Below are 15,548 nucleotides of genomic sequence, written 5' to 3'. Positions count from 1 at the left end.
CAACTTAGGTATACTTACCCTATCCTTCTCCAACTTGAGATACACACTATGTCTCATGATGATGACTTAGATCTATTCCAAGAAATGATGGGCGATGTTAAACGTATCGACCATGACACCGCTGAACACCAGAAAGTACACCGAGTCACCGAATCTCACCTTGCTAAGCGTGAAGCCGCTATGTGGCTGTCTGACGACGAGAAAGACTACTTATCATTAGACTATTCGCCAATGATCAAGCCAGACGATGTTGTTGCTTATAAAAAAGACGGTGTACAAGAAGGCGTATACAAAAAGCTGCGCCTAGGAAAATACCCTATTCAAGCCAAGCTCGACCTTCATAGGAAAACACTGAAAGACGCACGTAACGAAGTGCTTTCATTTTTGCGTCAGTGTTTAAGAATGGATGTTCGTACCGTCATCATTGTTCATGGTAAGGGTGAGCGTTCGAATCCACCTGCAATGATGAAAAGCTACGTGGCAAATTGGCTAACACAAATCAACGACGTTCAATGTGTTCATTCTGCTCAGCAATTTCATGGTGGTACGGGCGCAGTCTACGTAATGCTCAGAAAGAGTAATGAGAAAAAGCTAGAGAACAGAGAGCGCCATCAAAAACGCACCAGTTAATAGGTTGAGATAGATAAATGGACTAGTAACGATTTTGCATCAAGATCGATATTTCGTGCCTAGACTCACACCAAGTGCTAAAATTACCTCAGTTAACGAATTTCAACTCAAAGCAACTATCCAAAGGTTGCTTTTTGTTTATCTACATTTCCGTTGTGAAACGCTAAGAGAATATCATGTCACAAGAATCCCAAGCTAAACGCCTTAATAAATACATCAGTGAAACTGGTTTTTGCTCACGCCGCGAAGCCGATAAACTGATTGATGCAGGCCGAGTTACTATTAACGGTAAGATCCCTGAAATGGGTACTAAAGTCTTGCCAGGTGATGATGTTGAGATCGACAATAAGCCTGTTCGCTCAAAAGAGAAGCCGATTTACATTGCTCTCAATAAACCAACAGGTATCACCTGTACGACTGAGCGTGATATTCCTGGCAACATCGTCGACTTTATTGGCCACCACAAGCGCATTTTCCCGATTGGTCGTCTAGATAAGCCTTCTGATGGCCTTATCTTCCTAACCAATGACGGCGACATCGTAAACAAGATCCTACGTGCAGGTAACAACCACGAGAAAGAATACGTGGTGCGTGTAGATAAGCCGATTACGACGGAATTCTTGAAGCAAATGGGCGCTGGCGTTCACATTCTCGATACAGTCACTTTGCCATGTAAAGTAGAGAAAGAGACTAAGTTCTCATTCCGAATTACGCTAACACAAGGCCTTAACCGCCAAATTCGCCGTATGTGTGAAGCGCTCGGTTATGAAGTATTTAAACTGCGTCGTGTTCGTATTATGAATATCTCACTAGACGGTATTCCTAACGGCAAATGGCGCTACCTGAGCGACGAAGAGATCACTGAAATTTTAGCGATGTGTGAAGGCTCAGTAAGTACGGAAGATGCGTCAAAAATGAACGCGAAAGGTCAACGCATTCGCAAAGCGACTGACGCGAAACTTTTTGATAGCCGTGAAGAGAACCAAGCTTCAACAGCGCGCCGTAATCAAAACGAGAACCGTACACGCACCTACCGCGGTAACAATGCGGATGAATTCCGTCATGCACCTAATTCAAAGCGTGGCCGCAATTCATCGAATGGTGAAAGCGGTGGTAATACCGAGAACTGGAAATCGAACTCTCGTTCAGAGCGTTCTAATTCAGATAGAAATCGTTCGGATCGCAATCGCACAGATCGCGATAATACCGATCGTAGAAGCGGGAAGCCGGCAAACCGCAGCCAAGATTCAAACAGACCGAACAAACCTGCACCAAAGCGTGTTGGTGGTACTTTAGGTCTGAAGAAGTAGTCTGAATCAGTAAGACGAGACTCTCGATATAAAAACGCCCGCTAGATTAGTCTAGCGGGCGTTTTTGTTGGTCATTCGATAGTTTTATCATCATGACGACGACAATCTATAAACATAAATCAGCAAACTGGCCGCGAGTCAGAAATGTTAAGTCTTTTGGGTCTAATTCAATCTCTAGCCCACGCTTACCTGCACTCACACATATCGTTTCAAAATCTGTCGCACTGGAATGAACGAAGGTAGGCAGTGCTTTCTTCTGTCCAAGCGGACTAATGCCACCAACAACATAGCCCGTGGTTTTCTGAGCAATCTCAGGATCGGCCATCTCTGCTTTTTTGCCTTTCGCTGCTTTAGCGGCAAGCTTTAGATTTAGCTTCTGGTCGACAGGAATAACGGCAACCGCCAAATCTTTCGCCACACCATTCAAGCAGAACAACAGCGTTTTGAATACACGTTTGGGATCTTGACCAAGCGCTTCAACGGCTTCTAAACCATAGTTCGTATTATTCGCATCATGATGATACTGGTGCACACTATGAGCGATTTTCTTTTTCTTGACGAGATTGATTGCAGGGGTCATAACAAATCCAAACGATAGATAAACAAAAAGCGACGCCGAGGCGTCGCTTTAGTTAAATTTATCATGGTGCTAGAGTCAATCTAATTTAGCACCTATTGATACAATTACTTGTAAACCATTTGGCCTGAAGGCGCGTACTTGTTCACGTCAACCGGGCTGTTTGCTTCTAGGTACTCTTTCAGTACTTCAGCATCAACAAAACCAGTATTTACGTAACCTGGGTGATCAGACAGTTTAGGGTAACCGTCACCACCAGCAGCGTTAAAGCTTGGTACTGTGAAACGGTAAGTTTCGTCTAGACGAAGCTGTTTGCCACCGATGAATACATTCGATACTTCACCGTTCGCTACTGTCATAGAGATTCCAGCAAACTGAGCGTAAGCACCAGAATCGATTGGTTTAGTCGCTACTACATTTAGGTAATCCAGAACTTCTTTACCCGTCATGTCTGTGTAAGTCAGGATGTTTGCAAAAGGCTGTACCTTCAGTACATCTTTGTAAGTAACATTACCGGCTTCAATTGAGTCACGAACGCCACCAGAGTTCATCACAGCGAAGTCTGCTTTTGCACGCTCCATGTGAGAAGTCGCAATCAAACGACCTAGGTTGGTCTGTTGGAAACGAACGACGTTACGATCGCCTTCAAGCTTGCCATTTGTCTCAGCGATTTGAACTTCTAGCTGTGCCTGACCTTGCTCTTGGAAAGGACGTAGGAATTCAAGTAGCTCTGGGTCTTGTGCGATTTCATCTTGAATAAGAACACGTTGCTTCTTACCGTCGATCTTAACTTTCTTCTTAAGGTTAACTGGAATCAGGTCGTAGCTCACCATCTCTAGCTCGCCATTACGGAATTCGTAATCAGCACGACCTACGTACTTGCCCCACTCGTGAGCTTGAACGATGTAAGTACCGTTCTGTACGTCAGGCTTACACTCATCACCCGGCTTGAAGTTTTTCTTCGCAACGTTAGGGCCTTCCATACATACAGGCTCTTGAGAGTGACCACCAACGATCATGTCTAGATCGCCTTCGTTTAGGTAACGAGCAAGTGCGACATCACCCGGAGCATTAACACCACGTTGGCCATTTTCGTAGTGACCCATATGAGTCACAGCAAAGATTAGATCCGGTTTTTCTGTTTCTTTAAGTTCAGCGATTAGCTTCTTCGCTTCTTCTTTAGGATCACGGAAGTCGATGCCTGCGATAAATTCAGGGTTACCAATCTTTTGGGTATCTTCAGTTGTTAAACCAATAACCGCAATCTTGATTCCTTGCTTTTCGAACATCTCGTAAGCTTGGAACTTACGTTCACCTGTCGCTTTATCGTAGATGTTTGCAGATAGCATTGGGAAGTTAGCCCAGTCGATCTGCTTTTGTAATACGTCTAAAGAGTTATCAAACTCGTGGTTACCCAATGCCATGGCATCGTAACCAATTTTGTTCATACCTTTAAAATCAGGTTCTGCGTCCTGAAGGTCTGACTCTGGAACACCCGTGTTGATGTCACCGCCAGATAGAAGCAACACGCTACCGCCTTCTGCTTCAACTTCTGAACGAAGTTGGTCAACTAGCGTTTTACGTGCAGACATGCCGTATTCGCCATATTTATTCTGCCAGAAACGACCATGGTTATCGTTTGTGTGAAGAATCGTTAGCTTGTAAGTTTCGTCTTGGTTCCAATCATGAGCTGATTGAGACGCACACCCAGCTAGAGTAGCTAGAATTGCAGCACTTAGTGCTGTCTTTAGAATAAGGCGTTGCTTCATTGTCATACCTTTGAACTTTTTAGGGAATCCACTGCTTTTTATAATCTATTGCGACCCCTTTCCTGGAGTTCGAACAATAAGACTTCAACATGACTAATCTTAAATTAACATTCTAGATGTAACACAACGATTTCATATTTATGTCGAATTGGTCACGCATAGGTCAACAGTTAAGTGTAACAAAATTATGAGATTACACTCAAACTTCCCCTGCATCACAAGCAATCGTTTACTTACAAAGTGTGATGAATATCAGTAATTTACTGCAAACAGGACTGACCTCACACTCATATAAGAGTTTCTTAGGCAATAACCCGCCACGTTAACAACTCTTTAAATGAACGGTTTATGTTCGGCTGCTTTTACGAGATTAAAAAAAGCCCAATTCAGAGAACTGGGCTTTCTTAGATCAACTTTGTTAAATAACGTTTCCGTTACTTCACATCCATCTCAATTATTTAATATCAATATGCTCAAAGCCTTTGATAAGGTCATCAAGTGCTTTCATCTGCTTCAAGAACGGCTCTAGTTTGTCTAGAGGTAGCGCAGATGGGCCATCACAACGAGCTTGGTCTGGGTTTGGGTGAGCTTCAATGAACAGACCCGCAATACCCGTAGCAAGACCCGCTTTAGCAAGTTCAACCGTTTGCTCACGACGACCGCCAGATGCAGCACCTGATGGGTCGCGCATTTGTAGAGAGTGCGTCACGTCGAAGATGATTGGGCTACCGTTTGAAGACTTCTTCATTACGCCAAAGCCAAGCATATCCACAACAAGGTTATCGTAACCCATGCAAGCGCCACGCTCACAAAGGATGATGTTGTCATTACCGCACTCAGCGAACTTATCAACGATGTTGCCAACTTGATTCGGGCTCATGAACTGAGGCTTCTTCACGTTGATTACTGCGCCAGTCTTAGCCATTGCTTCAACAAGATCAGTTTGACGAGCTAGGAATGCAGGTAGTTGGATTACATCAACCACATCCGCAACAGGCTGAGCTTGAGCTTCTGTGTGGATATCAGTAATGATCTTCACGCCGAAAGTATCTTTCAGCTCTTGGAAGATTTTGAGACCTTCTTCCATTCCTGGACCACGGTATGAATGAACTGAGCTGCGGTTCGCTTTATCAAAAGACGCCTTAAATACGTAAGGGATGCCCAGCTTCTCGGTTACTTTTACATAGTGCTCACAGATCTGCATAGCAAGATCGCGAGATTCAAGAACGTTCATGCCTGCAAATAGCGTAAATGGCTTGTCGTTAGCAATTGGCATATCGCCAATATGAACTGTTTTCTGTTCCATCATATTCTCTCTAAATAATTATTAATTAGTGAACAACCACTGTCTTTTCGTTCATGACGTTCACTTGAGATTTCAGTAACTCAGATGCCGGGTCATCTGGGCATTGGTCGATAAAGTATTGATAATCGGTTGCGGCTACTTGGTGACAGTCTAGCTGCTGATAGATAAAACCGCGGTCACGGATTTCATATGGGTCATCAGGTACAAACGTCAAAGCAAGGTCAGTACACTTCAATGCAAGTGTATAACGCTCTTCTCGCAGCAGTGCACTCTTGAGCAGGGCTAACCACTTACCAATAATTGTTGGGTGGTCGGCGACTTCTAAGTGCTCAGGTTTCACCTTAGCTAATGGGCCATCATGGCCAATTAACCATGCTCGCAGCGTTTGTTCGCCAACATACTCACCGTTATAAGGGTTAATATAGGCTGCAGCTTGCCCGTACCAACTTACTTTAAGTAAGAATTGAGTCGGGAAAGAGACGCCCTCTACAGGAAAGCCTAGCTTGCGACCTAGAAAAAGAAAGATCGCCCCCAGACTCACTGGAATGCCTTTCTTTCTCTCAAGCACTTTATCGATGAACGCGTTTTCCGAAGAGAAATACGCATCTTTATCGCCAGCAAAACCCCATTCATAAAAGAATAGTCGAATAAAAGATTCAAACTTCTGCTGTTCATCGGTTTCATTAACCAAAGCAAACTCGGCGTCTTTTAACAATCTCGCCAGCTCTTGCTCTGCCCAACTGTCTTGAGTTTCTGGGTTAATCGCTTTATTTAAGATCAATGCACCTTCAGCTAACTCTAGCTGGTCAAAGTCTTCATCAAAAAATTCGTACATAGATAGTTAACCGAAATAAGGAAGATAATTAACCGAAAAATGTTGGTGTCTTGGTCATTGCGATTTTGCCTGCCATCGCTAACCAGCCAAGCGCACCAAAGAAAGAGAATACTCTCAGTAGCTTGTTTTTACCTAGCTTAAGCGCAAAGAAACCTAATGCGATGTAAGCCATAACACAAGTTAGTTTTTCGGTTAACCATGGTGCTGCTGGTGTGAATGGAATAAAGCCAGTGATGAAAATCAAACCAATACCCGATAGCAATAGCAACGAGTCATTGATATGAGGGAAACGCTGCAAGAAAGGATGCTTAAGCTTAGGTGAGTTAGCCATCATAAGAGCGAAACGAATCGAGAGAAGTAGCGCACTTATAGCAATCGTTAATAGGTGAAAATGTTTTAGACCTTCGTACATGGTATTCCTTTATATTTTTATATGTGCTTTCGTTAACACGAGCCTCACAATACCCGTTAATGCTCTGTAGTTCTGCATAAAATCTCTGTATTTCTGCGTTAAATGCATTATCGGGTTAAATGTATTGTCGAGTTAAAGGTATCAATTTAGCAAGTTCATCATCCATTGCTCACAAGACGATTAACAATCACTAACTATGAACAGTAACGGCCCAATGTCACTCGGTCATTACCACCGTAATCTTTCTCTGTGACAACATCGAGATAACCGAGCGCCTGCATAATCTCACGAACTGCCAAACCTTGGTCATAGCCGTGTTCAAATGCTAACCAACCTTCATTTTCCAAAAAGCCACGTGCGTTTTCAGAAATGTATCGAATATCTGCAAGCCCTTTCTCTTCAGCAACCAGTGCTGTGATCGGCTCAAAACGCACATCGCCTTGAGACAAATGAGGATCATTCTTCTCAATGTATGGCGGGTTAGAAACAATCAGAGAGAATTTCACAACGCCTTCAGAGCTCAAAGGCTCAAACCAACTACCATGCAAAAAAGTCGCATTGGTGATGTTGAGACGCTGTGCATTCTCTGTCGCAAGCTGCTGCGCTTCAGGGCGAAGATCAATACCCGTCACCTGTCGATTCGGCATCTCAGACGCCAATGCTAACGCGATAGCACCTGTACCTGTCCCTAAATCGAGAATCGCGCCTTGCTTGCCAAAGGTTTTATCCAACGCTACTTCAACCAAACGCTCGGTATCTGGGCGTGGGATTAATGTAGAAGGGGAAACTTTTAACGGCAGTGACCAAAACTCACGCTCACCGATAATGTAAGCCACAGGCTCACCGGTTAAGCGACGTTTTAGAAGGGCATTGAATTCAGACTCTTGCTTAGAGGTGAGATGCTTCTCAGGCCAAGTCAGTAGGTAAGATCTTGGTTTATCTAAGGCGTGACAAAGCAGTACCGCGGCATCAATAGAGGGTGATGTGTTATCACCCTCTTGAAGCTTTACGATTGCTGCTTTTAAAGCACTTTCAACCGTATATGCTGACTGCATACTGGTTAGTTGTTCTCTGCAAGTGCAGCAAGCTGATCGGCTTGGTGCTCTTGAAGTACAGGATCAAGCAAGCTTTGCATGTCACCTTCAAGTACTTCGTTAAGACGGTAAATTGTAAGGTTGATACGGTGATCCGAAACACGGCCTTGTGGGTAGTTGTACGTACGAATACGGTCACTACGGTCACCCGAACCTAGTAGGTTACGACGTGTATCAGAAACCGCTGCCGCGCGGCGCTCTTCTTCTGCTTGAACAATACGAGCAGCAAGAACAGCCATCGCTTTCGCTTTGTTTTTATGCTGAGAACGCTCGTCCTGACACTCTACTACTGTACCCGTTGGTAAGTGAGTAATACGGATTGCTGAATCCGTGGTGTTAACGTGCTGACCACCCGCGCCTGATGCACGGAAAGTATCAATTTTAAGGTCGCCCGCTTTGATTTCTGGAAGATCCGCTTCTGGGATCTCAGGCATAACCGCAACCGTACATGCTGACGTGTGAACACGGCCTTGAGATTCGGTTTCAGGTACACGTTGTACACGGTGACCGCCTGACTCAAACTTCATGGTGCCGTAAACAGCGTCGCCACTAACCTTAGCGATCATCTCTTTGTAGCCGCCTTGCTCAGAAGCATTGCTGCTCATGATTTCAACACGCCAACCTTTCTTCTCAGCAAACTTAGAGTACATACGGAACAGGTTGCCCGCGAAGATACCTGCTTCATCACCACCCGCACCTGCGCGGATTTCTAGGAAACAGTTACGCTCATCGTTTGGATCTTTTGGAATAAGAAGAATCTGTAGCTCATCAGTCAGACGCTCAATTGCTGCTTTCGCATCTTTGATTTCATCTTGAGCCATTTCACGCATTTCTGCGTCGTCTTCGTTTGCCATCTCTTCAGCAGCTTCTAGATCTTCTTTCGCTTGCTGGTATGACTGGAAGCAAGCTGTCACTTCTTCAAGTTGAGAGTATTCTTTCGAAAGTGCACGGAATTTGTCTTGATTCCCGATTACATCTGGATCACCAAGTAGATGTTGAACTTCTTCATAGCGTTCAACAAGTGTTTCAAGCTTTACTAGAATCGAGGCTTTCATAATGTCTTATCTTGTTGGAGGTCTAATATTATTGAGGGTTTTCTAAGCCCAAACTCTGTCTAATGACCATTAATTTTGCAGGTTCTCCTTGCTCAGCTGCACTTTGAAGTGCGCGCGTTGGAGCATGGATCAATTTGTTTGTGAGCTTATTGCTGAGCTCGAGTAAAACTTTTTCAGGGTCACCGCCAGCGGCAAGCGATTGTAAACTTTTACTTAATAATTCTTCGCGGATTTCGTTAGCCGATTTACGGTAATCTCGAATACTGTCTACCGCTTGTAAAGAGCGCATCCAACTCATGAACGCGGCACTTTCTTCACTGACGATCGCTTCAGCTTGAATCGCTTCAACTTTACGTTGTTCGATATTGCCATCAACAATCGACTGCAAATCATCAACCGAATAAAGGTAGGCATCATTTAGATCACCAACCTGCGATTCCACATCACGTGGAACGGCAATATCAACCAATAACATCGGCTGATGCTTTCTTGTTTTTAGAGCAGTCTCAACCATACCCTTACCGATAATAGGCAATGGACTTGCGGTTGAGCTAATTACGATGTCCGCTCGATGAAGATGATCAGGGATCTCATTCAAGCTGATCACTTCAGCACCAAATTCTTCTGCTAGCCCTAGAGCACGTTCTCGAGTTCGGTTCGCCACAATCATTTTTGTACAGCCATTCGCCGAAAGGTGCTTAGCCACCAGCTCAATGGTTTCACCCGCACCAACCAGTAACACGGTTGAATCTGCGATGGATTCAAAAATGTGCTTGGCTAAGGTACAGGCTGCGTAAGCTACAGAAACCGCGCTTCCGCCGATTTCAGTTTCAGTTCGAACACGCTTCGCAACAGAAAATGATTTCTGGAATAGTTTTTCCATTGAAGCATCAACGGATTTGTTCTCTCGCGAGTCCGTATACGCTTGCTTCACCTGACCTAAGATCTGCGGTTCACCCAAGACTAAAGAGTCCAAACCACAAGCAACGCGCATTAAGTGTTTAATCGCCGCCTGCTCTTCATGGATATAAAGGCTTGGCTTTAGCTCTTCTGGGCTAACTTGATGGAAAACCGACAACCAATCGATGAGTTTGTTTTTAGCCACGCCTTTAACGTCGCAATACACTTCAGTTCGATTACAGGTAGAAAGTATGACACTTCCATTCACGTGTGCATTTGCGTTAAGTTGCTTGAGTGCCTCAGATAATTTATCTGGACCAAAAGCGACTTTTTCTCGCAATTCAACCGACGCTGTATTGTGATTGATACCTACGGCAAGCAAAGACATGTATCAGAAGTTCTCGATCAGGGAATGGAAACAAGGGGCGAATTTTACTTGATGCATGGCTCTATTTAAAGAGCAAGCGGGATTTGTTTTCCTGAGTTCGTGAATTCAATGCTATAGTTGAAGCGTTTTTTAGATAAATTTGAACAAGTTGTGAGCAAATATGAGCAAACTTCGTAGAATCACGTCTCTTATTTTTATGACCATAATTATGGTGGGTTGCTCGTCTATACCTGAACAACCGACCAGTGTTGAGTGGCAAAGTCACCAAAACCGACTTCTACAGATAGAAAACTACCAAGCCTCGGGCAAGCTCGCCTACATTTCTCCAGAGCAGCGCCAAAGCCTAAACTTCATTTGGAAGCATTCACCAAATCACAGTCAATTAAGGCTCACGACATTCCTCGGTCAAACCGCATTGAACCTGACTATAGATCCGTCAGGGGCCAAAGTGGTGACCTATGACGACCAAGTATTTACTCACGCAAGTGCCTCTGTATTGGTTGAGCAACTGACAGGTTTGCAGATACCTATTGATCACCTGTCTCAATGGTTCCTTGGCATTCCAGACCAAGCTGACAGCTACCAGTTAAATACAACTAACACGCTTGAGTCTCTAACCAAACAAGTCAGCAGCCAGCTATGGACACTGAACTTCGCTAATTATCGAAATACTGAGATGCAGAGTAAACACCTCTCAGATGAAGACAACACTAATGTAGAAAGCATCCCCCTCCCTACTCGATTGTCATTCAAGCAAGACGATAACAAAATCAACATTGTAGTTTCGAAGTGGACACTGAAAAAATGATAACAACGCCAACGCATTGGCCTTCTCCGGCTAAACTGAATCTATTTCTTTACATCACAGGTCGACGTGACAACGGCTATCACGAGCTTCAAACTTTGTTTCAGTTTGTTGATTTTGGCGATGAACTAACGGTTGCCGTTAATGAAGAAACGAACTCAATCACAATCACACCGGAAATACCAGGCGTTGCAACAGAAGACAACCTGATTTGGAAAGCCGCGACCGCTCTTCAACAATATACATCGACTTCTTTCGGTGCCGATATTGAGCTTAAGAAAGTACTTCCGATGGGAGGTGGCATTGGTGGAGGCTCTTCAAATGCCGCAACCGTGTTGGTCGCACTTAACTATCTATGGCAACTCAACCTGTCTGATGATCAGCTCGCAGAGATCGGATTGAAACTTGGCGCTGACGTTCCTGTGTTCGTTCGAGGCCATGCAGCCTTTGCGGAAGGGGTTGGAGAACAGCTTCAGCCCGCTAATCCGGATGAAAAATGGTATCTTGTTGTTAAGCCTCAAGTGAGCATAGCAACTGTAGACATATTCACACATTCAGAATTAACTCGAAATACGCCGAAGCGAGCGCTATCAACGCTTCTAGAGCAAGAATACGTAAACGATTGCGAAAAAATTGTGCGAATGCTGTACCCAGAGGTTGATAAGCAACTTTCATGGCTGCTACAATACGCGCCGTCGAGATTGACTGGCACTGGTTCGTGCGTTTTTGCTGAATTTAGCAGCAAAAAAGAAGCCGAATTGGTGCGAGAACAACTGCCTGACACAGTTTCCGCTTTCGTAGCGAAAGGAAGAAACATTTCTCCTTTAAAAGAAACTCTGGCTGAATACCAATCAGCCCACCCACAATCTATTTAAAACTGGACGCAACCCGAGGTTTCCACCGTGCCTGATATGAAGCTATTTGCTGGTAACGCAACACCTGAACTAGCCCAACGTATTGCTGATCGTCTATACATCTCTCTTGGCGATGCTACTGTAGACCGTTTTTCTGATGGCGAAGTCGCTGTTCAAATCAATGAAAACGTTCGTGGTAGCGATGTATTCCTGATTCAATCAACTTGTGCACCAACCAATGACAACCTTATGGAATTGGTGGTAATGATTGACGCAATGCGCCGTGCTTCTGCTGGCCGTATTACTGCTGTAATCCCTTACTTCGGTTATGCCCGTCAAGATCGTCGTGTACGTTCTGCTCGTGTGCCAATTACTGCAAAAGTTGTTGCAGACTTCCTTTCTAACGTTGGCGTTGACCGCGTTCTTACTATCGACCTACACGCAGAGCAAATCCAAGGCTTCTTCGATGTACCTGTTGATAACATCTTCGGCACTCCAGTTCTTCTAGAAGACATGGCTAACCGTGGCCTAGAAAACCCAGTAGTGGTTTCTCCAGACCTTGGTGGTGTTGTACGTGCTCGTGCAACGGCTAAAGCGCTAGGTGATGTTGACATCGCTATCGTTGATAAGCGTCGTCCACGTGCTAACGTTTCTGAAGTAATGAACCTAATCGGTGATGTTGAAGGCCGTGACTGTGTGATCGTTGATGACATGATCGATACGGGTGGCACACTATGTAAAGCAGCTGAAGCGCTTAAAGAGCGCGGTGCTAAGCGTGTATTCGCTTACGCAACTCACGCTGTTTTCTCTGGTACTGCTGCGAACAACATCAAGAACTCTGTTCTAGACCAAGTTATCGTAACGGATTCTATCTCTCTATCTCCAGAGATGGCTGCGACGGGTAAAGTGACAACACTTAGCCTTTCTCGCATGCTTGCTGAAGCGATTCGTCGTATCAGCAACGAAGAATCAATCTCAGCGATGTTCAACTAATCAAAGCCCAATAGCTTTTTTACAAAAGCTTGGTTTTAGAAACACGCGAGAGAAAGATATTAAGCACTTCAGTCAATGAAGTGCTTTTTTTATGTCTGAGTAATATTGCACTGCTAGTTATCACAAACAGGAATAATCGCGCAGCTATCAGCTAGCTCGCACCTTTTTCATAAACTGTGATATCATACGGCGCTTTTTGAAATCCCAAGAGAGATCCATACCTTGAGCCAACAAATAAAACTTCTCGTTGGACTGGCTAATCCAGGTCCAGAATACGCCAAAACTCGCCACAACGCGGGCGCTTGGGTAGTTGAAGAATTAGCGCGTGTACATAACGTGACACTAAAGAACGAACCAAAGTTCTTTGGCCTAACGGGTCGTATCATGGTTCACGGTGAAGATCTTCGTTTGCTGATCCCAACGACTTTTATGAACTTGTCAGGCAAAGCAGTTGCAGCCTTAGCAAAGTTCTACCAAATTAAACCAGAAGAGATCATGGTCGCTCACGATGAGTTAGACCTGCCTCCTGGTATTGGAAAGTTTAAAAAAGGTGGTGGTCATGGCGGACATAATGGTCTGAAAGACATCATCAGCAAGCAGGGTAACAATAAAGAATTCTATCGTCTTAGATTAGGCATCGGCCATCCAGGACACAAAGATAAAGTTGCAGGTTATGTATTAGGCAAAGCTCCTCAAAAAGAGCAAGAGTGTATCGAGGCCGTCGTTGACGAATCGGTTCGCAGCCTAGACATCTTATTAAAAGATGGCCTACCAAAAGCACAAAATCGCTTACATACGTTCAAAGCAGAATAAGGTTTATATCATGGGTTTTAAATGTGGCATCGTTGGTCTACCAAACGTTGGTAAGTCAACTCTGTTTAACGCACTGACTAAAGCAGGCATCGAAGCAGCAAACTTTCCATTTTGTACGATCGAACCAAACACAGGTATCGTTCCGGTTCCAGATCTACGCTTAGATGCATTAGCAAAAATTGTTAATCCACAGAAGATCCTTCCAACGACAATGGAATTCGTAGATATCGCGGGCCTAGTTGCTGGCGCATCTAAAGGTGAAGGTCTTGGTAACAAATTCCTAGCTAACATCCGTGAAACTGACGCTATCGGTCACGTTGTACGCTGCTTTGAAAATGAAAACATTGTTCACGTTGCTGGCAAAGTATCTCCAATTGAAGATATCGAAGTGATCAACCTAGAACTTGCACTGGCTGACTTAGACAGCTGTGAGCGTGCAATTCAACGTAACGCAAAGAAAGCGAAAGGCGGCGACAAAGACGCTAAATTCGAAATCACTGTACTAGAAAAGCTACTTCCAGTTCTAACTGAAGGTGGTATGGCACGTACTGTTGAACTTGGCAAAGAAGAAGCGGCAGCAATCGGCTACCTAAACTTCCTAACGCTTAAGCCAACAATGTACATCGCAAACGTTGCAGAAGATGGTTTTGAAAATAACCCATACCTAGACGCTGTTCGTGAATACGCAGAAAACGAAAACAACGTTGTTGTTGCTGTTTGTGCAGCAATCGAATCAGAGCTTTCTGAGCTTGATGACGAAGATCGCGAAGAGTTCCTTGCGGATATGGGTATCGAAGAACCAGGTCTTAACCGAGTGATCCGCTCTGGTTACGAACTACTGACTCTTCAGACTTACTTCACAGCTGGTGTTAAAGAAGTTCGTGCTTGGACAATCCCTGTAGGTGCAACTGCGCCACAAGCAGCGGGTAAGATCCACACAGACTTCGAGAAAGGTTTCATCCGTGCTGAAGTTGTTGGATTCGATCACTTCATCGAATTTAACGGTGAGAGCGGTGCGAAAGACGCAGGTAAATGGCGCCTTGAAGGTAAAGAATACATCGTTAAAGATGGTGACGTTGTTCACTTCCGCTTCAATGTATAATTCTGATTAAACATCTAGAAAAAAGGCCAGTGAATTCACTGGCCTTTTTGTTTTTCCCCTTTCTAAATTGTCCCTCACCAGAAAGTTAACTTCCTATATATATCGCCTTTTAGACCTGTTTTTTGTCGACAAATACGCCTCTTTGCCTAAAAAGAAACCGAACAGATGTTTATTCGCGATTTATTCAAAAAAAAAGTTGACGGGTTTCACTCAACTCCGCATAATGCGCCCCGTTCACAGCGAAGCGGCAACGTTTCGAAATGAGCAACAATATGGAAATGGCTACTTAGCTCAGTTGGTTAGAGCACATCACTCATAATGATGGGGTCGCAGGTTCAAATCCCGCAGTAGCCACCATTTCCTAAGCACTCTATTTGATATTAAAGTTTGTCTTTAGTAACAAAGAGTTTTTAGGAAATAACGCGGTCGTGGCGGAATTGGTAGACGCACCAGATTTAGGTTCTGGCGCCGAGAGGTGTGAGAGTTCAAGTCTCTCCGACCGCACCATATTGAGATGTCTTTAAGATATCATTGTTGGGCTATCGCCAAGCGGTAAGGCACCGGCTTTTGATGCCGGCATTCCCTGGTTCGAATCCAGGTAGCCCAGCCACTATTTAAAGTGTAATTATCTTTAAAAAGATAATGGCATTGAAAGCAAGATTATATTATATTGTCTCGCTCTCAGATGGCTACTTAGCTCAGTTG

15 protein-coding genes and 3 tRNA genes are annotated in these 15,548 nt (G+C 44.4%); 10 read left to right on the top strand and 8 right to left on the bottom strand.

Annotation, left to right across the window (positions count from 1 at the left end):
• The first annotated feature begins 48 nt into the window (after nt 1-48).
• On the top strand, nt 49-630 hold the full coding sequence (gene smrA / locus AB4503_RS04255; RefSeq protein ID WP_017062320.1) for a DNA endonuclease SmrA: 582 nt from the start codon (nt 49-51) through the stop codon (nt 628-630).
• Nucleotides 631-806: 176 nt separating this feature from the next.
• Nucleotides 807-1,940 carry a 23S rRNA pseudouridine(2604) synthase RluF gene (gene rluF, locus AB4503_RS04250; RefSeq protein ID WP_017064161.1) on the top strand — a complete coding sequence of 378 codons (1,134 nt, stop codon included), beginning with the start codon at nt 807-809 and terminating at the stop codon, nt 1,938-1,940.
• A 106-nt stretch (nt 1,941-2,046) separates the two neighbouring features.
• Here rluF and ybaK read toward each other — a convergent pair whose 3' ends face one another.
• The 8 genes from ybaK to hemA form a co-directional block, all read right to left on the bottom strand.
• Nucleotides 2,047-2,520: a Cys-tRNA(Pro) deacylase gene (gene ybaK, locus AB4503_RS04245; RefSeq protein ID WP_372113758.1), complete on the bottom strand. Its 474-nt coding sequence runs from the start codon at nt 2,518-2,520 to the stop codon at nt 2,047-2,049.
• A 104-nt stretch (nt 2,521-2,624) separates the two neighbouring features.
• Entirely contained in the window at nt 2,625-4,286 is a 1,662-nt protein-coding gene (ushA, locus tag AB4503_RS04240; protein WP_017064163.1) for a bifunctional UDP-sugar hydrolase/5'-nucleotidase UshA, read from the bottom strand.
• A 454-nt stretch (nt 4,287-4,740) separates the two neighbouring features.
• A complete protein-coding gene (gene kdsA, locus AB4503_RS04235; RefSeq protein WP_017069619.1) occupies nt 4,741-5,595 on the bottom strand; it encodes a 3-deoxy-8-phosphooctulonate synthase in 855 nt (284 codons plus the stop codon).
• 22 nt (nt 5,596-5,617) lie between these two features.
• The gene (locus tag AB4503_RS04230; protein WP_017064164.1) at nt 5,618-6,427 is read right to left on the bottom strand and encodes a SirB1 family protein; all 810 of its coding nucleotides are present in this window, start codon (nt 6,425-6,427) and stop codon (nt 5,618-5,620) included.
• A 28-nt stretch (nt 6,428-6,455) separates the two neighbouring features.
• Nucleotides 6,456-6,839: a SirB2 family protein gene (locus AB4503_RS04225; RefSeq protein ID WP_009848726.1), complete on the bottom strand. Its 384-nt coding sequence runs from the start codon at nt 6,837-6,839 to the stop codon at nt 6,456-6,458.
• Nucleotides 6,840-7,033: 194 nt separating this feature from the next.
• Nucleotides 7,034-7,894 carry a peptide chain release factor N(5)-glutamine methyltransferase gene (prmC, locus tag AB4503_RS04220; RefSeq protein WP_372113756.1) on the bottom strand — a complete coding sequence of 287 codons (861 nt, stop codon included), beginning with the start codon at nt 7,892-7,894 and terminating at the stop codon, nt 7,034-7,036.
• 5 nt (nt 7,895-7,899) lie between these two features.
• On the bottom strand, nt 7,900-8,988 hold the full coding sequence (gene prfA, locus AB4503_RS04215; protein WP_017062313.1) for a peptide chain release factor 1: 1,089 nt from the start codon (nt 8,986-8,988) through the stop codon (nt 7,900-7,902).
• 28 nt (nt 8,989-9,016) lie between these two features.
• Nucleotides 9,017-10,276: a glutamyl-tRNA reductase gene (gene hemA / locus AB4503_RS04210; protein WP_017062312.1), complete on the bottom strand. Its 1,260-nt coding sequence runs from the start codon at nt 10,274-10,276 to the stop codon at nt 9,017-9,019.
• A gap of 160 nt (nt 10,277-10,436) precedes the next feature.
• Here hemA and lolB point away from each other — a divergent pair, with 160 nt between their 5' ends.
• The 8 genes from lolB to AB4503_RS04170 all read left to right on the top strand — a co-directional run bounded on the left by lolB (nt 10,437) and on the right by AB4503_RS04170 (nt 15,453).
• Nucleotides 10,437-11,084: a lipoprotein insertase outer membrane protein LolB gene (lolB, locus tag AB4503_RS04205; RefSeq protein WP_017064165.1), complete on the top strand. Its 648-nt coding sequence runs from the start codon at nt 10,437-10,439 to the stop codon at nt 11,082-11,084.
• Nucleotides 11,081-11,956 (top strand): 4-(cytidine 5'-diphospho)-2-C-methyl-D-erythritol kinase, encoded by an 876-nt coding sequence (ispE, locus tag AB4503_RS04200; protein WP_372113753.1) that lies wholly within the window; start codon nt 11,081-11,083, stop codon nt 11,954-11,956. The genes lolB and ispE overlap by 4 nt, the downstream gene beginning before the upstream one ends.
• A 27-nt stretch (nt 11,957-11,983) precedes the next feature.
• Nucleotides 11,984-12,928: a ribose-phosphate pyrophosphokinase gene (locus tag AB4503_RS04195; protein WP_004739814.1), complete on the top strand. Its 945-nt coding sequence runs from the start codon at nt 11,984-11,986 to the stop codon at nt 12,926-12,928.
• Nucleotides 12,929-13,150: 222 nt separating this feature from the next.
• A complete protein-coding gene (pth, locus tag AB4503_RS04190) occupies nt 13,151-13,741 on the top strand; it encodes an aminoacyl-tRNA hydrolase (protein ID WP_004739815.1) in 591 nt (196 codons plus the stop codon).
• Between the two features lie 10 nt (nt 13,742-13,751).
• Nucleotides 13,752-14,843, top strand: coding sequence for a redox-regulated ATPase YchF (gene ychF, locus AB4503_RS04185; protein ID WP_010439159.1), 1,092 nt, complete (start codon nt 13,752-13,754; stop codon nt 14,841-14,843).
• 280 nt (nt 14,844-15,123) lie between these two features.
• Nucleotides 15,124-15,200, top strand: a tRNA-Met gene (locus AB4503_RS04180).
• Nucleotides 15,201-15,265: 65 nt separating this feature from the next.
• A tRNA-Leu gene (locus AB4503_RS04175) sits at nt 15,266-15,350 on the top strand.
• Between the two features lie 28 nt (nt 15,351-15,378).
• Nucleotides 15,379-15,453: transfer RNA gene (locus AB4503_RS04170), tRNA-Gln, on the top strand.
• The last annotated feature ends 95 nt before the right edge of the window (nt 15,454-15,548 follow it).

The sequence above is a fragment of the Vibrio sp. 10N.222.55.B11 genome, from assembly GCF_041473705.1.
In the GTDB taxonomy this organism is placed as follows: domain Bacteria; phylum Pseudomonadota; class Gammaproteobacteria; order Enterobacterales; family Vibrionaceae; genus Vibrio; species Vibrio crassostreae_C.
The sequence above is the reverse complement of the archived record's forward strand: the minus strand, read 5'-3'. Positions and strand labels throughout refer to the sequence as shown.